Origin of the sequence: Haloarcula rubra, from assembly GCF_019599465.1 — an archaeon.
GTDB classification, from domain to species: Archaea; Halobacteriota; Halobacteria; order Halobacteriales; family Haloarculaceae; genus Haloarcula; species Haloarcula rubra.
In genome coordinates, this window is the sequence record NZ_RKLR01000002.1 from 126,262 (window position 1) to 144,847 (window position 18,586).

General features: G+C 67.4%; 20 protein-coding genes. 5 read left to right on the forward strand and 15 right to left on the reverse strand.

All coding sequences use genetic code 11. The annotated features are described in order from the left end of the window. Positions 1-2: 2 nt before the first annotated feature. Positions 3-1,430 carry a poly(3-hydroxyalkanoate) polymerase subunit PhaC gene (gene phaC / locus EGH21_RS05280; RefSeq protein ID WP_220617439.1) on the forward strand — a complete coding sequence of 476 codons (1,428 nt, stop codon included), beginning with the start codon at positions 3-5 and terminating at the stop codon, positions 1,428-1,430. A gap of 40 nt (positions 1,431-1,470) precedes the next feature. Then, positions 1,471-1,920: a TIGR00725 family protein gene (locus EGH21_RS05285; protein WP_220617440.1), complete on the forward strand. Its 450-nt coding sequence runs from the start codon at positions 1,471-1,473 to the stop codon at positions 1,918-1,920. A gap of 12 nt (positions 1,921-1,932) precedes the next feature. On the opposite strand, the gene EGH21_RS05290 is transcribed toward EGH21_RS05285, so the two are convergent. Beyond that, entirely contained in the window at positions 1,933-3,453 is a 1,521-nt protein-coding gene (locus tag EGH21_RS05290) for a glutamate-cysteine ligase family protein (protein WP_220617441.1), read from the reverse strand. 78 nt (positions 3,454-3,531) lie between these two features. Further along, positions 3,532-4,026, reverse strand: a complete 495-nt coding sequence (locus EGH21_RS05295) for a DUF7858 family protein (protein WP_220617442.1) — start codon at positions 4,024-4,026, stop codon at positions 3,532-3,534. Positions 4,027-4,199: 173 nt separating this feature from the next. On the opposite strand from EGH21_RS05295, the gene EGH21_RS05300 reads away from it, so the two are divergent. Continuing rightward, positions 4,200-5,060, forward strand: coding sequence for a transcription initiation factor IIB (locus EGH21_RS05300; RefSeq protein WP_220617443.1), 861 nt, complete (start codon positions 4,200-4,202; stop codon positions 5,058-5,060). Here the strand turns inward: EGH21_RS05300 and EGH21_RS05305 are convergent. The 13 genes from EGH21_RS05305 to EGH21_RS05365 form a co-directional block, all read right to left on the reverse strand. Further along, positions 5,039-5,704: a MinD/ParA family ATP-binding protein gene (locus tag EGH21_RS05305; protein WP_220617444.1), complete on the reverse strand. Its 666-nt coding sequence runs from the start codon at positions 5,702-5,704 to the stop codon at positions 5,039-5,041. The two genes, EGH21_RS05300 and EGH21_RS05305, sit on opposite strands and share 22 nt — an antisense overlap. After that, positions 5,701-6,414: a DUF7857 domain-containing protein gene (locus EGH21_RS05310; protein ID WP_220617445.1), complete on the reverse strand. Its 714-nt coding sequence runs from the start codon at positions 6,412-6,414 to the stop codon at positions 5,701-5,703. Before EGH21_RS05310 ends, EGH21_RS05305 begins: the two co-directional genes overlap by 4 nt. Positions 6,415-6,447: 33 nt before the next feature. Further along, the gene (locus EGH21_RS05315; RefSeq protein ID WP_220617446.1) at positions 6,448-7,257 is read right to left on the reverse strand and encodes a DUF7856 family protein; all 810 of its coding nucleotides are present in this window, start codon (positions 7,255-7,257) and stop codon (positions 6,448-6,450) included. Then, positions 7,254-7,589: a DUF7855 family protein gene (locus EGH21_RS05320; protein WP_220617447.1), complete on the reverse strand. Its 336-nt coding sequence runs from the start codon at positions 7,587-7,589 to the stop codon at positions 7,254-7,256. The genes EGH21_RS05315 and EGH21_RS05320 overlap by 4 nt, the downstream gene beginning before the upstream one ends. A 37-nt stretch (positions 7,590-7,626) precedes the next feature. Then, on the reverse strand, positions 7,627-8,235 hold the full coding sequence (locus tag EGH21_RS05325) for a DUF7504 family protein (RefSeq protein ID WP_220617448.1): 609 nt from the start codon (positions 8,233-8,235) through the stop codon (positions 7,627-7,629). Positions 8,236-8,264: 29 nt separating this feature from the next. Further along, the gene (locus EGH21_RS05330) at positions 8,265-8,537 is read right to left on the reverse strand and encodes a DUF7854 family protein (protein WP_220617449.1); all 273 of its coding nucleotides are present in this window, start codon (positions 8,535-8,537) and stop codon (positions 8,265-8,267) included. After that, on the reverse strand, positions 8,538-10,634 hold the full coding sequence (locus tag EGH21_RS05335) for a minichromosome maintenance protein MCM (protein ID WP_220617450.1): 2,097 nt from the start codon (positions 10,632-10,634) through the stop codon (positions 8,538-8,540). A 125-nt stretch (positions 10,635-10,759) separates the two neighbouring features. Next, positions 10,760-11,935 (reverse strand): AGE family epimerase/isomerase, encoded by a 1,176-nt coding sequence (locus EGH21_RS05340; protein ID WP_220617451.1) that lies wholly within the window; start codon positions 11,933-11,935, stop codon positions 10,760-10,762. Between the two features lie 90 nt (positions 11,936-12,025). After that, positions 12,026-15,046 (reverse strand): FAD-binding and (Fe-S)-binding domain-containing protein, encoded by a 3,021-nt coding sequence (locus tag EGH21_RS05345; protein ID WP_220617452.1) that lies wholly within the window; start codon positions 15,044-15,046, stop codon positions 12,026-12,028. Positions 15,047-15,247: 201 nt separating this feature from the next. Further along, positions 15,248-16,267, reverse strand: a complete 1,020-nt coding sequence (locus EGH21_RS05350; RefSeq protein WP_220617453.1) for a tyrosine-type recombinase/integrase — start codon at positions 16,265-16,267, stop codon at positions 15,248-15,250. Then, the gene (locus EGH21_RS05355; protein WP_220617454.1) at positions 16,264-16,482 is read right to left on the reverse strand and encodes a DUF7389 domain-containing protein; all 219 of its coding nucleotides are present in this window, start codon (positions 16,480-16,482) and stop codon (positions 16,264-16,266) included. The genes EGH21_RS05350 and EGH21_RS05355 overlap by 4 nt, the downstream gene beginning before the upstream one ends. Further along, positions 16,475-16,810, reverse strand: coding sequence for a hypothetical protein (locus EGH21_RS05360; protein WP_220617455.1), 336 nt, complete (start codon positions 16,808-16,810; stop codon positions 16,475-16,477). The genes EGH21_RS05355 and EGH21_RS05360 overlap by 8 nt, the downstream gene beginning before the upstream one ends. Then, positions 16,810-17,100, reverse strand: coding sequence for a hypothetical protein (locus EGH21_RS05365; RefSeq protein ID WP_220617456.1), 291 nt, complete (start codon positions 17,098-17,100; stop codon positions 16,810-16,812). Before EGH21_RS05365 ends, EGH21_RS05360 begins: the two co-directional genes overlap by 1 nt. Before the next feature lie 409 nt (positions 17,101-17,509). On the opposite strand from EGH21_RS05365, the gene EGH21_RS05370 reads away from it, so the two are divergent. Both EGH21_RS05370 and EGH21_RS05375 read left to right on the forward strand, forming a co-directional pair. Next, positions 17,510-17,827, forward strand: coding sequence for a MarR family transcriptional regulator (locus EGH21_RS05370; RefSeq protein ID WP_220617457.1), 318 nt, complete (start codon positions 17,510-17,512; stop codon positions 17,825-17,827). 26 nt (positions 17,828-17,853) lie between these two features. Next, positions 17,854-18,174, forward strand: coding sequence for a hypothetical protein (locus EGH21_RS05375; RefSeq protein WP_236035426.1), 321 nt, complete (start codon positions 17,854-17,856; stop codon positions 18,172-18,174). Positions 18,175-18,586: the final 412 nt, after the last annotated feature.

The window sequence follows — 18,586 nt, forward strand, 5'->3', positions numbered from 1 at the left end:
CCATGTCCAGTAACCCATTCAATCCGTTCAAGGCTGCGCTCGACTGGCAGACGAAGACGATAGAGTCGATGTCCGAGGCCGCCGAGACGAGTCAGGTCGCCGACGAACGGCTCGAACTGATGGAGTCCGTCGAGGTCGGTCAGACCCCCTCGGAGGTCGTCTACGAGGAGAACAAGCTCGAACTCCTCCACTACGACGCCGAGGCTGCCGGCATCGAGGTGGCCGAAGAGGACAAGGAAGCGGTGCCCATCCTCATCGTCTACGCGCTCATCAACCGCCCGTACATCCTCGACCTGCAGGAGGAGCGGTCGGTGGTCCGGCGCCTGCTCGAGGCCGGCCACGACGTCTACCTCATCGACTGGAACGAGCCCTCGCGGCTCGACCAGCACCTGACGCTGGACGACTACGTCAACCGCTACATGGACAACTGCGTCGACGTGGTCCGCGAGCGCTCCGGGCAGGACGCCATCAACATCCTCGGGTACTGTATGGGCGGTACGATGTCGGTGATGTACACCGCCCTCCACGAGGAGAAGGTCAACACGCTCGGCCTGATGGCCGCCGGCCTCTGTTTCGACCAGACCGGCGGTGTGCTCGAAGAGTGGGGCTCCGACGAGTACTACGACCCCCAGGACGTCGTCGACACGTTCGGCAACGTCCCCGCAGATATGCTCGACATCGGCTTCGCGCTGATGGACCCCGTCGACAACTACGTCTCGAAGTACATCCGCCTCGCCGAGAACTTAGAGAACGAATCGTTCGTCGAGAACTTCGGCCGGATGGAGAAGTGGCTCGGTGACGGCATCGACGTCGCCGGCGACGCCTACGTCCAGTTCCTCGAGGACGTCTATCAGGACAACAAGCTCTACAAGAACGAACTGGAACTCGACGGCAAGCACGTCGACCTCGAGAACATCGACATGCCCGTCCTCCAGCTCATGGGCGAGTACGACCACCTCATCCCGCCGGAGGCCTCGAAGCCGTTCACCGACGTCATCCCGAGCGAGGACACGAAGACCATCGAGTTCTCGACGGGTCACATCGGCCTGTCGGTGTCCTCCTCGACGCACGCGGACCTCTGGCCCGAGGTGGCCGAGTGGTACAGCGAGCGCAACCCGTCCGACGAGGTCGACATCGAGGTCGAGTCCCCCGGCGAGACGGCCGCCGAAGCCGTCGAAGAGGTCGCCGACGACGTCGTCGACGCGACCGAAGACGACGCGGCCGACGACGCCGTCGAGGCCGAGGAGTTCGGCACCGAGGCCGGCGCCGACGTCGAGACCGTCTCGGGCATCGGCCCGACCTACGCCGACCGCCTGCGCGCCGCCGGCGTCGAGACCGTCGGCGACCTCGCGGGGTACGACGCCGCCGAACTCGCGGACATCGCCGAGACGACCGAGTCCCGCGCACGGGACTGGCTCGACCAGCTCTAGCCCGGCGACACCTTTTCTCACTGCCCGCCGAAGCATCGCTATGCGCGTCTCCGTCATCGGCGGGTCCAGCGTGACAGACGAACAGTACCGACAGGCACGGACAGTCGGGCGGTTGCTCGGCGAACAGGGCCACGAGGTCGTCTGTGGCGGCCTGACCGGCGTCATGGAAGCGGTCTGTAAGGGTGCCAGCGAGACCGGCGGCCACACTATCGGCATCCTCCCGGGCGAACACCGGGCGGCGGCCAACGACTACGTCGACACCGTCGTCGCCACCGGGATGGGCAGCGCCCGCAACGTCCTCGTCGTCATGAACGGCGCGGCGGTCGTCGCCGTCGACGGCGGCACCGGGACGCTCTCGGAGCTGGGTCACGCGCTCGACATGGGACGGCCGGTCGCCGGACTGGGGACACACACGGTCGATGGCGTCGACGGCATCGAACACGTCGAGACGGCCGCCGAAGCGGTCGACTACGTCGAGTCGGCGGTGTAGTCGGCGCTCGGGTCACTCGAACCAGTCGACGAAACTCCCGTCGAGTAGCGTCTCCTTCTGCCGGTGGATGTAGGTGGACTGCATCCCCCAGATGGCCTCCGGCAGCGGGACGTGTTCCTCGACGCGCCGGCGGACGTAGTCGTGTTTCCAGCGGGCCGGCGTGAGTCGACGGTCGACCCGTTCGCGGAGCGGGCGGATGTACGCGTGGGCCTCCTCGGCGGAGAGCCCGCGCTGTTCGAGGCCCTCGCGGGCGTGTTCGAACAGTTCGCCGTACAGTTCGTCCGTCGACGTCGTGGTCGCGCCGTCGGCCGTTATCCACTCGATGTCGGCCCGCAGTCCGTCGCGCGTGGCCGCGTAGAAGTTCTCTTTGGCCGTCTCCCAGTCCAGCGACTGGATGGGGTGTTCGAGTCGCGGCAGACTCTCCATCAGACCCGCGAACAGCGCCTCGAAGGCGATGGCGTCGTCGACGGTCGGTTGGGCCGGCAGCGGCCGGAACTCGATGCGGGCGTTGGCCGCAGAGCGGGTCGCCCCCTCGAACACCGGGCGAATCCACCGCCAGTACGAGCCGTGTTTGTGCCGGAGGTGGACGAACGCGTCGTCGAAGCGGGTGCCGGATTGGACGTCCATCGGGACGATGGTGTCGTCGGCGACGATGTCGTCGATGGCGTCCTCGACGGTGTCGAAATCCGGCGGGAAACACACCTTCGGCGGCGTCGGGTCGTCCTCGGGCGGGTTGAGGACGGACTCGAAGACGCCGATGCGGTGCTCCATATAGGCGTCGTCGAGTATCTCCTCGGCCGGCGCGTCGTCGTAGAGGTCCGGCGGGAAGAAGGGAGCGTTGACACCGAGTGCGAGCAGCGGCGCGGCGACGCGGAGGGCGTAGCTGAAGTACTCGGGGAGGTCCGGCGCGTGGGGAATCTGGTAGTGCGGTTGGATGGAGGTGATGAGCGCCTCGGGCATCACCGTCTCCGCCTGCAGGGAGACGTGTGGCGCGTCGAGTTCGAACGCCGAGGGGTAGTCGGTGTTGGCCATCGTGTGGTACCGCACCGCGTCGGACATGTTGGTCCCGATGCGAACGCCGTCCTCGGAGACGGCGTCACAGAGGTAGCCCTCGGCCGTCTCGCCGTTCGGCGGCACCGTCCACATCCCGTCGGAGACGAGTCGAATCCCCTCGGTCCCGAGTCGCTGTTGGGCCGGCATCAGCGACGCCTTCAGTTCGTCGCGCTGGGCCGCCAGTCCGTGGGAGTTCAGTGGCTGTGGGCTGGTCTGCATCTCCGCGTTGTGGAGTCCGAGTTCCTTCTCGAAGCCGATGAGTTCGAGCAACTGTCGGGGAACTCGCCGGAGGGCGTCGGTCTGGTCGTCGACGGCGTACAGCTCCAGCTCCATCCCGACGATGGCCTCCGTGTTGTCGAACGTTCCCGACCGGACCTCCTCTTTGAGCTGTTCGGCCTCCTCGCGCGCGTTCGCGTGGAACGCCTCGGGGTCCACGTCGAGCGCCCGTGTGACCGCCGCAGCCAGTTCCGATGCCGACATGGGCGCGGGTTCACGTTCGGACGTGTTAAGTGTGGTCCAGTCACCCCGAGTACGGTACGTCGCCCGGTTCGACGCCGCTCACAGCAGGTCGTCGACGTCGCTGTGGGTCTCCGCAAGCGGGTCTGCGTCGGGCGTCGACAGCGCCCCCTCGACGGCGTCGCGGGCCGCCGGAACCGGGTCGTGGCTCTCGACGTAGGCCGCCAGCGCGAACGTGCGCTCGCCGACGTCGGCGAGCGTCCGAGCGTCGCCCCGTGAGAGCGTCCCCGAGAGCCAGTCCCGGACGATATCGCGGCCACGCGGTCCGAGCGGGGACACCTGCTCGCCGAGGAGGTGGAGCGTCTTCGCCGCGGTCACCGGCGGGACGCCCGCCGCGTGCCCGCAGTCGTCGACGGCGTTACCGGCGGCGTACGACTCGACCACCGTCGCCGCCGCCTCGGCCGAACACGGCAACGCCTCGGCGAACGGCCCCAACCGCTCGGCCAGTGGCGCGTCGGTGTCGTCGACGGCTGCCACCCCACAGTCGCGTTGCCGCTCGGTCACCTCGACGCCTGCGGCGATGTCTGCCAACCCCATTGGTACAACGATTATCGTCCCGTAATTTAAGGATGGTGTCTCGGGTCGCCGTCGACGCGAGCGGTCGCTCACGTACCTACCGGTGACCGGTCGGTAGTAGCGCCCGAAACCGCCCGCAGACGGGCGCTTCCATCGGTTTTTTAACCCGCCACCCGGCCGTAGCTCGAACTACGATGAGCACGACTACGACGGGGTGCCCCGAGTGCGACGGTGCACTCCGACAGGACGGCACGGAGACGGTGTGTGACCGCTGCGGACTGGTCGTTGGCGAGGACACCATCGACCGGGGGCCGGAGTGGCGCAGTTTCGCCGACGACGACATCCAGCGGGCCCGGACCGGTGCGCCGCTGACCCGGTCGCGCCACGACCGTGGCCTCTCGACGGACATCGGCCGCTCGACGCGGCTCAAGGGTCGGAAGCGCCGGCAGATGGCCCGGCTCCGCCGCGAACACCGTCGCGCACAGGTCAGTTCCAAACGCGAGCGTAATCAGATATACGCGTTCACCGAGATTCGGCGCGTCGTCGGGTCGCTCGGTCTCTCCGACGCCATCCGTGACCGGGCCTGTGTCCTCTTCGAGTCGGCGCAGAACGAGGACCTGCTGCAGGGGCGGTCGCTGGAGGGGTTCGCCGCCGCCGCGGTGTACGCCACCTGCCGGACGGAGGGCGTCGCCCGGACCGTCGAAGAGCTGTGTCGCGCGGCCCGCGCCGACCCGGACGAACTCCGGGCCGCGTACGACGCGCTCAACCGTGACCTCGGTCTACCGACGGGACCCATCGACCCCCGCGAGTACGTCCCCCGGTTCGCGACGGAACTGGACCTCTCGGAGGGCGTTCGCAGTCGCGCGGAGGAGTTGGTCACGGAGGCCCGCGACCGGAACATCGTCGGCGGGCGCAACCCTGCCGGCGTCGCCGCGGCGTGTCTCTACACGGCGGCACAGGAACGGGGCGTCGCGCTGACACAGGCCGAAGCGGCCGAGGTGGGCGACGTGACGCCGGTGACGCTCCGGGGGACCTACACAGAGCTACAGTCGTAGACGGCCGCCGCGAGTTCTTCGAAGGCGCCACGCGCACGCGAGTCCGGCGCAGTCTGCCGAACCGGGACGCCGTGGCGCTGGGCCGTCGCAAGCGCGTCGCTGTCGGGTATCGTGACGACAGGAGCACCGAATCGGTCGGCGACCGGTCGCGTCGCCGGGTCCGACCCGGTTCGGTTGAGGACGACGCGACAGAGCCCGGCGTCCAGTTCGCGGGCGAGTTCGCGCACCCGGAGCGCGTCGGCAATAGCGGCCGTCGACGGCGTCGTCACCACCACCGCCGCATCGGCGACCGTGAGGGGGAGTCCGACGTCGGCGCGCAGGCCGGCCGGCGAGTCCACGACGACCCAGCGGTAGGTCCGGTCGAGCGTTGCCAGCGCGTCGGTCAGTGCTCGCGGGTCGGCCGCTCGGGCCCCCGCGAGCGTCCGCCCGCAGGGCACGGTCGTCACCGGCCCGTCGGGACGAACCGCCTCGTGGACGGTCGCTCGGCCCGCGAGGACGTCGTGGAGGTCCGGGCCGTGGCCGGCCGGCAGGTCCGCCATCGCGAGGTCGCCGTCGACGACCACGCCGTCGAGTTCGGCCGCGAGGTTGTACGCGACCGTCGACTTCCCGACGCCGCCCTTCCCGCCGGTGACGGCCAGAATCATGCGATGCGAGCCAGCGTCTCGACCGGGACGGTGGCGGCGGCACGGCGGTTGGCGAGCGTCTCCGCGCGTCGCGCGACCTCTCTGAGCCGTCGTTCGTCGGCCGCCCCGGACGCGGCGAGCGCCCGCACCTCGGCCAGTCCGCCGGCCTCGCGAACCGCTGCCGTCGCCGCCGGGAGCGTGTCGGCGTCGGCCAGCGACTCCGCCACCTCGACCCGGGCAGTCATCGCCTCCAGCCACGGTTCGACCACCGCTGGCGTCCGACCGTCGGCCCGGGACCGGGGTGTCGCGGGGGCCGATTCAGACGGGTCGGCATCGGTGTCACGGGACTCCGCGTCGGTCGTCGCTGCACCGGCCGGAACGGCGTCAGCGGGCGGCGACGGGTCGCCGAGGTCGCGGACCACGTCGGTGGCGCTCTCGGAGGGCGTGCCGTCGGCGTCCGGCGCCGGCGTCACGTCGTCGAGGACCGCCGGCGGGTCGGCCGGCGACGCCGGCGTCGCGTAGCCGAGCGCGTGGTCGCCGGGGCCGACGACACCTTCGAACCCCGCCTCGGTCCAGCCAGTGACCGGGAGTCCCTCGCGGCGTGGTGGCCACACCGGGCCGTCGAGGCAGTTACGGACGGTCACCCGAGTCGGCGCGTCGAGGTCCCGCAGGCGGAGCGTGACCAGCGTCACCTCGTCGTGGTGACTGGTCGTGCAGTCGAGCGTAACCATGGCCAGACGTGGTCGCCCGTTCGGGTTTAAATCTCAGCACCGGATAATCGGGGCATCGAGGGTGTCCGCGGCCGTCGCCGGGTCCGGAAACCGGGCAGTTTCGAGGACGACCGGGGCCTCGGTTCTGGCGACGCGGAGGACGGCCAGCGCGGCCGTCACGGGCGGTGCCTCGAACGGGTCGGTGGGCGCTGGCCCCGGGACGGCGTCGAGCGCCGCGGCGTACCGGTCACGGAGGCGGTCTACGAGACACTCGCGGGCGTCGCGTCGACGGTTCGCGAGGGCGTCGGCGAGTCGGCGCCGCTCGGCCATCCGGTCCCGGTACGCCCGTGCCAGTTCGCGACGACGCCGTCGGCTCTCCTCGGCGGCGGCGCGCTCGGTCTCCCGTTCGCTGAGCGTCCGGGTGGCCTCCCGGACCGCCTGCTCGGCGGCGTCGGTGTCGCCGTCGAGGGCCTCCCGAGCGGTCAGTCGACCGCGCTCGGTGGCGGCCGTCTCCCGCAGGTCGGCGAGCGTCGACTGCGGGACTCGGTCCCGGGCCGGCGGCAACGACGGTTCGTCGGGGTCCAGCGACGCCAGTCGCTCGCGGCGGTCGGCTATCGCGTCGTCGTGAGGCGTCTCGTAGCCGTGGGAGCGGCCAGCGGCGGCGAGGGCCGTCCGGGTCCGAAGCCCCATCTCCGGGTGGACGTGACCGCAGTAGTCGTACACAGACGACGGCGCCGTGGGCGCGACGGCGGGGAGACAGCAGTCGCCGCGCACGGCCGCCGCGAGCGTCGCACCGTCGACCCCCAGACCCCGGAGGTCGACGGCCCGGCCCTCGTAGGTCGTCCCTCGGACGGTGAGCCTCACAGGTCGGTCCCCCGCATCTCGTCGGGGGCGGGTAGGTCCCGGCCCGACGCGAACCGCGCGTACGGCGTCGAGGGCGCGTCGCGGTCCTCGTAAGCGCGTGCCGCCGCCCGTACGTCGTCGGGCGCGTCGGCGGGTTCGAACGGCACGACACGCTCTAGCTGGACGTCGATACCGTGTTTCTCGTAGAGGCGGAGGGCCTGAAACGCGGCGAACTCCGTCCACGACAGCAGCGCCGCCCGGCCGAACTGCCTGACGACGCAGTCCTCGTGCGCTCGACAGACGTTGCGCAGGTCACGGCGGGCAGGGCGGGAGTGGGCCACGACCAACAGCACTTTCGTATTTCGGTCTCGCTTCGGCTAAAATTTTATGCTATCTAGATTCAGAAAACTTCCGCGTCCGAACCGTTCGGCCGCCATCTCGGCACTCCTCGACGACGGTGTCGAACAGCGGCGCCAGTTTGTCGACCGTCTGGCGGTCGTGCGCGGTCGGGTCGAGATGGACGTGTGCGTCGGCGTCGGCCGCGTCGAGTTGCCCGAGGACGGCGTGGAGGAACTCGTACACCGTCTCCTCGGCGACGTGCTCGAGCAGCGCGGTCAACGAGTCGAAACAGAGGACGACGTCGTCGGCCGACGACAGCGACTGACTCAGCGTGATGCCGAGACAGGTCAGGTCGCTGGGCGCCGAGACGGTGTCGACGTCGACACCCGGAAGCGACGGGTCGGCCGCCGTAGACGCGTCGCCGACGGCGAGGACGGTCAGCGAGGGGGTGTCGTCCGCCCCGACGGCGTGGGGGTACACGTCGAGACACGCTGCCGGGGAACGAGTACAGGTCACCACGACGACCGTCGAGTCCGACCCCGCGGAGGCCAACAGGTCGAGACAGGTCTCGCTCCCGACGTGGCCACGCTCGCCGGGGGTCGACGGGCGACACAGCAGGGTCGTCCCGGCGTCCACGAGCGCGTCTGGTAGGTCACACATAGTGATCTGTCGGGTCGTCGCCGGGCCGCTCAGTCGACCGCCGATACCGAGAACGTCACCGAGTCGTCGACGAGGTCCGCGACTCGCTCTCGGGCCTCGGGTGCCGAGGCGGCGAGGACGACGAGGCCGTCCGCCGGTCCGTCGCCGCTGGCCCGATAGGCCCGCATCTCGCCCTCGAAGTCGGCGGCGTAGGTTCGCAACACGCTGCGGACGTCGGTTTCGAGATCGGAGAGCGAGCACTCGCCGGCCTCGAAGGCGGCCAGCGCCTCCTCGACGTTGCGTAGGGCTGAGATGCGGTCCATCTACGTCGTCCGGAGGTGGTCGGTGCGCGGTTCGTACACCTCGCCTTTCTGTTTGAGCTTCTCTATCTCGTGTTCGGCCTTCGACTCGTCGATACCGACCTCCTCGGCGCGTTCGACGACGACGTCGATGGGCGCGCCCTCGTCGTACTCGTCCTCGATGTCGGCGATGATGCCCCGGATGTTCTGGATGCGGTCGCGCTGGCTCTTCGAGGTGCCGGTCTCGACCACGTCGGCGTCGAACTCGCCCGTCTCGGGGTCGACGCCGATCTCCTTCAGACAGTAGTGAGCGATGTCGACCGCCCGGTCGGCGTCCGTCTCCTCGACGGTGTCGGAGAGGCGGATGCGGGCAGAGGCCTCGGCCAGGCGGACCAGCGCTTCGAGTTTCCGGGCGGTCACTGGCACCGGCGCGTCGTCGTCCTGACCCTTCAGACGCAGGTCGACGTAGAAGTCCTCGATGACCGTCTTCGCCTCCTCGGTCATCGTCGGGAAACAGTTCCGTTTCGCGTAGGCGACGTACTTCCGCAGGAGGTCCGGTTCGATGGTCGGCGCCACCTCGTCGGTGACGGTGTCGACCTCCTCCTCGGAGAAGTTCGAGGTCGGGTTCTGCGTGCGGTGGGTGTGGAGTTCGCCCGCGTAGTTCGTCTGGATGATGTGTTCCGCGAGGTTACGGTCGGCCTCTTCGTCCGGCTTGTCGGTGACGGTGAAGATGAGGTCGAACCGGGAGATGAGCGCGGGTTCTAAGTCTATCTGCTCGCCGATGGGTTCGTACTGGTCGAACCGGCCGTACTTCGGGTTCGCCGCGCCCAGCAGCGAACAGCGCGACTTGAGCGTGGCGTTGATGCCCGCCTTCGAGACGCTGATGCGCTGCTGTTCTAAGGCCTCGTGCATCGCCGAGCGGTCCTCGGGGCTCATCTTGTCCAACTCGTCGACGGCGGCGATACCCTGGTCCGCGAGGACGAGTGCCCCCGCTTCGAGCGTCCACTGCTGACCGTCGCCGAAGTCGTCCCGGACGGCTGCTGCGGTCAGCCCTGCTGAACTGGACCCCTTCCCGGAGGTGTAGACGGACCGAGGTGCAATCTCTCGAATATATGATAACATCTGGGATTTGCCGGTTCCAGGGTCTCCTATCAACAGCATGTGGAGGTCTCCACGTATACGCGAACCGTCAGGAAGGTCCTTCGTCACCCCCGAGAACAGCTGGAGCATCATCGCGAGTTTCTCCTTCTCGTAGCCGTAGATGGAGGGCGCGATGGCTCCGACCATCTGGTCGTAGATGTCGGGTTCGTTGGAGAGTTCGACGATCTCCTTCTTGTCGGCGTCGGTTATCTCCATGTCCTCGAACTGCTCGTCCTCGATGACGATGCTGACGCCGTCCATGTAGATGTCGAACATCGGGGACTTGTCCTGGTCCGACCCTTGCTGGTCGAGTTTGAGGATACCGGTCGCGCGGACGTGGTCGCCGGCGGTGACCTTCCCCGTGATGTCGTCCTCGATGTTGATGTCGATAGACTGGGGCGTCTCCCCCCCGCGAAGGCCCTCCGGGGACTCCTGGACCCGAATCTTCTGGGCGTCGATGAACTCGGACTGGTCGGTGTTCAGGCGGAACGGGCCCTGTCGCTCACAGCCCTGACACTCGTGGGGTTCCTGGAAGTCGCCGGCGGCCTGTGGGATACGGGTGAGGGTGCCACAGCGCTGGCACTCGAAGGCGGCAGTGAGGACCTTCGGACGGACGTCCGTCGCCTTCCGGACGATGCCCTGCACGGAGATGAGGTTGCCGTGGTGTTCGTGGCGGATGTCCCGGATGTCCTCGGACTCGGGGAGGTTCCGAACGCGGACGTGGGCCTGTCCGAGCGAGACGTCCACCGGGAGGTCGTAGAGGCGAAGGGCCTCCTCGGCGTACTCCTGCAGTTGCTCGGGTTTCGTCCGGTAGTCGTCGGCGAGGTCGGGGTCGAACCGGTAGAGGTCCTGCCAGTCGACGTACAGCGACTTCTGGTCGTTCGGGTATTTCTGGGCGAGCTCACCGATTTCGTTTCGGTAGTAGTTGCGGTAGAACTCCTCGAAGCGGTCGATGAGTTCGGTGTTCTCGGCGGTCGCCATCTGAGTGCACAGACGTTACGCCCACTGGCCTAAGAAGGTTCGCAAAGGTTAGTGAAAGTGGTCGGGCCGGTCCTCGGACCCGGAGACAGCGGTCGGTGCGACGCCGAATCGAAGGGGTGGGGCGGTCACTCGCCGAGGCTCCGAAGACTCTCGTAACACGCGCCGATGGGGTGGTAGCCGGGTTCGACCACGGGGTCGTCGCCGGTCGGGTATGGGTCGTTCTCGGGGCTGACCCGTTCGTACCACCCGCCGGTGGGCGCGACCACGGTGTCGAGCGCGTAGTCCCAGAACCGGTCGTACCACTCGCGGTACCAGTCGTCGTCGGTCCGTTCGGCGAGTGCCGCCGCGGCGCCGATGCCTTCCGCGACCTCCCAACTGTACTTGTCGTCGACGACCGGGTCGCCGTCCTCGTCCAGCGTGTAGTAGAAACCACCGCTGTCGTCGTCCCACCCGTCCAGTGCCGTCTCGAACAGTTCGGGCGCGCGCTGACCGGGCCACCGGGCGTCCAGATGCCGGTCGAGCACGGCGAGGAGTTTCGCCCACTCGATGTGGTGGCCGGGCTGGTACCCCCACGGCCGGAACTGGTGGGCTGGGTCGTCGCGGTTGTAGTCGAAGTCGGGCGTCCAGTCGGTCTCGAAGTGTTCCCAGAGGCGACCGTCGCCGGTCGAGAGGTCGACACAGAGCCGTTTCGCGACGGTGGCGGCACGGTCGAGGTAGCGCTGGTGGCCGGTGACCTCGTAGGCGACCAGCGCCGCCTCGCAGGCGTGCATGTTGGCGTTCTGCCCGCGGTAGGGGTCGGCCTCGCGCCAGTCGGCGTCCCACCCGCTCCGGTAGAGGCCGTGCTCGGGTTCGAAGAACCGCTCGTCCAGCAGGTCCCACGTCTGGTCTAAGTACTTCCCGGCGTTCTGGACACCCGCGTCGGCCGCGCGAGCGTACGCGAGGACGACGAAGGCGTGGCCGTAGCAGACCCGCCGCGAATCCGTCGGCGTCGTGCCGTCGAGCAGCCAGTGGTAGCCGCCACGTTCGGCGTCCCGGAAGCGCTTGTGCAGGAACTCGACGCCGCGTTCGGCCGCCTCGCGCCACTTGACCTCGCCGAGCACCTCGCTGGCCAGCGCGAAGTTCCGGGTGAACCGCGCCGCCGCGACGAGGTGCTTCGCGTCGGGGTCGTACACCTCGCCGGTGTCGGCGTCGAGTTGCGCGACGAACCCGCCGTGGGTCTCGTCGACACAGGTCGGGTAGTAGTGGTCGAGCACGCCCCGGAGGTGCCCCCGGAGCCAGTGGGAGTCTGCGTAATCGGGCATGTCGGCGAAACGACTGGGGCCAGCAAGAAGGTTCGGTCGGCGGCCTCCGCGTCGTGCTCGACGACCGCCTTGCGGAGCGTGCCGACGCCCTCAGAGGCGCTCGGCGACGACCTCGATGGGGTGGGGCGGGACGTCGTCGGCGTCGGGGCGGTCGCCCAGTTGCGACCGACAGGAGCCACCGGGGGCGACGACGCGGTCGGCGTCGCTGTCGGCGACCTTCTCGAACAGGAGACCGCCGATGGTCTGCGAGAGGTCGTAGTGCTCGTCGTGGTAGCCGAAACTCCCGGCCATCCCACAGCAGGTCGTGTCCAGCGGGTCGACCGCGTACCCGACCCGGCGCATGACCCCGACGGCGTGGTGGTCGGCGTTGACCCCCTTCTGGTTGCAGTGACCGTGGTAGCTCACTGCCCCGGCCGCGCCGTGCGAGCGGTCCGCGACCGGGAGGTCCTCGTCCAGTCGGTAGGTGTCGAGGTACTCCATGACCCCGTAGGCGCCGTCGGCCAGCCGTTCGACCGCGGGCCCGTCGAGCAGGTCGCGGTACTCGTCCTGGACCATCACCGCGTCGGAGGGCTCGACGAACACCACGTCCCAGCCGTCGGCGATCCGGTCGGCGAGCGCGTCCGTGTTCGCCCGCGCTCGTTCCCGCGCCCGGTCGAGGAGCCCGGTCGAGAACGCCGCGCGCCCGGACGGGGCGGTGTCGTCGGGGACGGCGACGTGACAGCCCGCGGCCTCGAGCGTCTCGACAGCCGCCTTCCCCGCCGCCGGGTAGGAGTAGTTCGTGTACGTGTCGGGGAACAGCAGGACCCGGCGGGCGGCGTCGGCCCGCGAGACGGTCGACCCGCCCCGCGCACGCATCCAGTCCTGCAGCGTCTCCCGGCGGAACGGCGGCAGGTCGCGCTCGGGCGCGATGCCGAGCAGTGTCTGCATGAGACGCCGCGCCCCGGGGAGTTCGGTCGCCCAGTTCGACAGCGGGGCCAGCGCCGACCCGAGTCGCGACACCGTGTCGATGTTGGCGAAGAGGCGCTCCCGGAGGCCGACTCCCGCCTCCTGATGGTGCTGGTGGGTCAGTTCGGCCTTGAGCTTCGCCATGTCGACGCCGGTCGGGCAGTCGCTCTTGCAGCCCTTACAGCCGATACAGAGGTCCAGCACCTCGGCCTGGAAGCGCTCGGAGTGGCGTTCCTCTTCGGGGAGGTCGCCGCTGATGGCCGCCCGGAGCAGGTTCGCCCGCCCGCGGGTCGTCTGGACCTCCTCCCGGGAGGCCCGGTAGGTCGGACACATCACGTCCTGGTCGGTCTGGCGGCAGGTGCCACAGCCGTTGCACAGCTCCACGAGGTGCGAGAAGCCGCCCTCGCTCTCGAAGTCGAGGGTGGTCTGTGGCTCCAGCGACTGGTAGTCGGGGCCGTACCGGAGGTGGTCGCGCATGTCCGCGCCGACGCCGCGGTCGGTGTCCGGGCCCGGGTCCTCGGGTCCGTCCCGGTAGACGACGTTCCCCGGGTGGAGCCACCACTCCGGGTCGAAGGCCGTCTTGACCCGCTTGAACGCGTGCCAGAGGTCCTCGCCGTACATCTTGGGGTTGAACTCGGTGCGGGCCATCCCGTCGCCGTGCTCGCCAGAGAACGAGCCGTGGTGGTCGAGGACGAGGTCGGTCACGTCCTCGCTGATGGAGTGCATGGCCGCGACGCCCGATTCCGTCTTCAGGTTCAGTATCGGCCGGATGTGGAGCGTCCCCGACCCCGCGTGGGCGAAGTACGACGCGGAGGTGTCGTGGTCGTCGAGGACGGCCTCGAACTTCCCGACGTACTCGGCGAGTTCGTCGGGCGGGACCGTCGCGTCCTCGATGAACGGGTACGGTTTGGGGTCGCCGTCCATGGACATCAACAGCGGGATGGCCGCCTTCCGGAGCTTCCAGAGGGCCGCCTGGTCCGCGTCGGTGTAGGCCTCGACGACCGCGAAGGCCTCGCCCGCCTCGACGAACCGGTCGGTCGTGCGCTCGATGGCCGCCGCGAAGTCGTCGTGGAGCTCCGAGTCGTACTCCAGCATGAGCGCGGCGGCGGCCCGGTCGGGGATGGGCTCGACGTACTCGGCGTAGCCGTCCGAGTCCGCCGCCAGCCGGAACAGGTCGTCGTCCATCAGCTCGACGGCGCTGACGTCGTACTCTAACGCGACCGGCACCGCCGCCATCGCCGCCTCGAGGTCGTCGAAGCAGTACAGCGCCAGCGCCGTCTCCTCGGGCACCGTCACGAGCGAGAGTTCCGCCTCGACGACGACCCCGAGCGTCCCCTCGGCGCCGACGAACAGTTTCGCGAGGTTCATCACCCGGTCGCCGTCGTCGTTCTCGTAGACGACCCGGTCGAGGTTGTACCCCGAGACACGACGCTTGAGGTCGGGATAGCGGGCCGCTATCTCGTCGGCGTGTTCGGTCACCACCTCCCGGACGGTCCGGTATATCTCGGCCTCGCGGTCGTCCTTCGAGACGATGTCGTCCCACTCCGGGGAGTCGACGACCACCTCGCGGGCCTCGACGACCGACCCGTCGGCGAGGACGGCCGTCACCGACTCGGTGTAGGCGTCGGTGATGCCGTACCTGACCGAGTGGGCGCCGGTGGAGTTGTTCCCGATGCCACCGCCTATCGTCGCGCGGTTCGAGGAGGCCGGGTCCGGCGCGAACTTCAGCCCGTACTCGCTCAGGGCGTCGTCGAGGTCGTCCTGCACGACGCCGGGCTGGACGCGGACCCGCTTGTCCTCGGGGCGCACCTCGAGGACGTCGGTCATGTGCCGAGAGACGTCGACGACGACACACCCCGGCCCGACGGCCTGACCCGCGAGCGACGACCCGGTCCCGCGCGGGAGGACGGGGACGCCGTGGCTCGTCGCGACCTCGACGGCCGCCCGGACGTCGGCGACGTCGGTCGGGTACACGACGCCGGCCGGCTCGGCGCGGTAGATGCTCCCGTCCGTCGCGTAGAGGACCCGGGCGTACTCGTCGAACTCTACCTCACCCGTCACGCGCGAGCGCAGGTCCGCTGCCAGGTCGCGGTACGTGTCGTCGTCGGGTCGGTCGAGGTCGAGTTCGCGGACCGACCAGGTCCCGTCGGCGTCCTCGGTTGCCATACCCGATTATGTAATCATCGATAAGTAAGTTCTGTGCCCCACGTTTACGCGGCCCACGCCGTCGGCGCCGATACGACGTCGCCTCTGTCGCCGGGAGCTGTGGCTGCGATGCTCGCAGTGTCGGTCGCGAAGAAGTGGGATCGCCCAGAGTCTTTGCGAGTCTATCGTCGTACTGCTGTCTTGCGGTTGTTTTTGTTGGGTTCATTCTTCGATCTCCAGATTCTCCGTGTACTGACGCCGCCGTTCTTCCATCTCGGTGACGGGGTCGCTCTTGTCGTAGTGCTGTTCTATCACCCGCTCAGAAGCGTTCGCGCGGTCCTTGACGACATCACGAGGGACGCCCTGATGACGCATCCACGTGATAGCGCCAGTACGGACCTGATGCGGCGACCGCGACGACGGACACTGTGACGACGACGTGTAGCTCGTCCACTCACAAGTCGGCCGCTCCTTCCCGTGGGGACACGGCCTGTGGTGGCACGGCTGGGTAGCGGCGTAGGTCCAAGTCCGAAGGGTATTCGCAACAGGGCGTCCCCGCTGCGACGTAAAGAGCGGAGTCCTGCCGTAGTCGTCCTGAAGCGGTATCCGGTGCTCGTCGATGTACTCGGCGACCACCTCGGTGACAGTGTCGGTCAGACCGACGACCCGCTCGCCCTTGCTACCCTTCTTCAGCGGGGTATCGGTGTCAGGCCGGTTGACGAACTGTATATACTGGCCCTCGGCGTCGAAGTCTTGGAGATCGAGGGAGCGGATACCCCCGACACGAGCGCCGATAGTCCAGAGCAGCTCCAACAGCGTATGACTGCGCGATGCGTGGTCGGCGGAACCGCGATAGGACGCAAGCAGTGTTGTCCCCACTTCGGGGGCGAGCTTCGTGTCGTCGCTCGGGTCGTCTGGCATCCGCGGTCGCTCGACGGCGTCGGCCAGACCGTCCTCGAGTAGACCGACGCCCTCAGCCCACTTCAGCCACCGCTGGAGGGTGCCGAGTTCCTTCGCCACCGTAACCTGCGCGGCGGTCTGGCGTCTGTGTGTCTCGTAGGTATCGAGGTCCCACGCGGTCAGGTCCGAGCACTGCTGAATGTCGTTCTCGGCGCACCAGTCGACGAACAGTTTTAGCTGGTAGTGGTAAGTGCTGATCGTCGCTTCCCGCATCTCGCCGCTCCGCTTGTCCAGCCACCGGCTGACGGCGTCTGAGATAGACAGGTCGGGCGGGCCTGTCACGCCTCGATCTCCCCCAGTTCGCTCTGGTCGTCAGCGACTCGGGGACTATCGTCAGGCTGGATTTGGCGATAGTCGCCGGCCCAGTCGGCCATCTTCTCGCGGACGGCATCGACCCGCTCGGTCAGCGTCTCTATATCCGGGGCAGTGACCTTGCACTTCTGGGTATCGTCGCCGCGCTTCAGCTTGACAGTGTATGTGAGAGGGTCGTCAGTCATCACCGACCACCGGCTCGGCGGCCTCGGCGTCGGCGTCCGTGTCGTCGGCCGTCCACTCCTTCGCCAGCGCGAGGTAGTCGTCTTCGGCGATGTACCGAACCGAATGCGGCTCGTCAGGGCCGCCCTCGCGCCTTTCCGTCATGATGCGTTTCACGGCGTCGACGCGGCGCGGCGGCAGGTAGACAACACTGCTGTCCCAGTGCTTCACACGAAGCCAGCCGTTGTCCTTCAGCGTCGCGTCGGCGGCGAACACACCGCCCTGACCGACGACTTCGACCATCGCCGGATGCTCCGACTGTCGGAGGTTTTCTGGATCCGGGTCGCGCATCACTTCTCACCTCCCTCTGCGTCGCCGTCCCCGTCACTCTCGTCGTCCACTTCGCCCAGCAAAATCGGGCCGTCTCCGGGGTTCACGATAACGGTGCCGCCCGTGGCCTGCTCGGCGTCGCTGATGTGTGCGTAGTGGGAGAACGTCAGGTTGTCCGTCCGTTCGCCCTCAGGGAACGCCTGACGGTTCCACTGGACGACGACGTTGCCGCCCGGCATCAGCGCACCAGCGGCCACGCGGTCGCCGTCGCGGACAACGGCGACGGGCCGCGCTCGAAAGGCACCGTTCATGGGCCGTCCTCCGCGTTGTCGCCATGCTTTTGCTCGTCGCTACCGTCGTCAGACTCGGGGGCTGGACTACTGGACATAGTTTACGCGGCCCCCTCACTTCGGCGATTCTCGCCGTTCTCGTCGACGCACAAAACAGTCTCGTCGCAGTCGAAGGGCGTCCCCATACTCTCTCGCAGAGCTTGACGAACGTACTTAGAGTACGTCATTCCGTGTTTCTCAGCTTCTTTACCGATTTGTTCGTCCATCTCCATCGGAATCGAGATGGTTACCGATAGGCTTCTTCGTGGCATTGCGTTAGTTGTTAATTAACCAGAGTCAAATATAGTTTACGACGTTCGCTCTGATACGTTAATGTCTAGATAATCAGACAATCGAGGACAATAAGAACGCTCGTCTTAATTGTTTGTTTATGCGCTACTCGGGCGACTGGATGGTACTCGCTGATGACCGGATTCTGGAATATATCCGTGAAAACGAATCTGGTCGCCCAACCGCGATGGCCAACAGTGGTGTTGTTAGGTACTCCAGACAGTACATTCACCAACGTTGCAAGAAACTGGTCGAGTACGGGCTACTCCAGCATCTTGGAAACGGAGTCTACATCATTACCGACCGCGGAGAGCGGTACTTAGACGGCGAGATAGACACCTCTGAGGACGCACCAGACGAAGTCGAGTCGCACGCAGACGACGGCCCCAGCGCGAGCGGGAACCACGAGCAGGTGTAATGACACAGCGAAAATCCGCTTCGTGGATGAATCAGGTAGACGAGCGTATCATGGAATGGATACGCGAGAACGGGTTTGCGTCGCCGGGTATCCTCGCCCGTGAACGTGGTTTCAGCGTCTCATCGGGCCATATTCGGGACCGGTGCAAGTGGCTCCAGTACGCTGGTCTGGTCGCACCCATCGGCGGCGATCTGTACGACCTGACGACCGAGGGCATCCTGTATCTGAAGGGCGAACTTGACGCGAGACACTGCCCACGGCCGACGCCCAGCAAGGTCTTCGAGGACCGGTACGCGACGCCGCCCGGCTGGATAGAGTCAGGGGTGACGTTTCGGGTTCGTCTCTAAGGATAGCAATAATGCCCGTTCTTCGCGGCTGAATCTACTCCGCAATCAGTTCGACTGTTATCTCGACTAGTTCCGAATCGTCTGCTGGTTCTGTAGGCCCTGAAGAAGTGTGGTCAACGAACAAGAATAGCGTGTCTGGGCCAAGTTCTGCATCAGTCGACTCACCGATAGTCCCTCTTTGACTGATTGCAGTATACGCACGGAAACGGTCGCCTTCGGTATAATGCTCGTATTCTTCCGGGCGGGCTACGAAAACATCGACTTCAGGGCCTGAGCGGACAGTCGTTGTAAGGTGCAGGTGCCGTTCGCGAGATAACTCAAACTCCCACGCTTCCCACTCACCGAGCGGTACAGTTACAGTTTCGTCAACAATGGTTCGCGGTTCTGGAGTTGGCGTCTCTGTCTGTGTTGG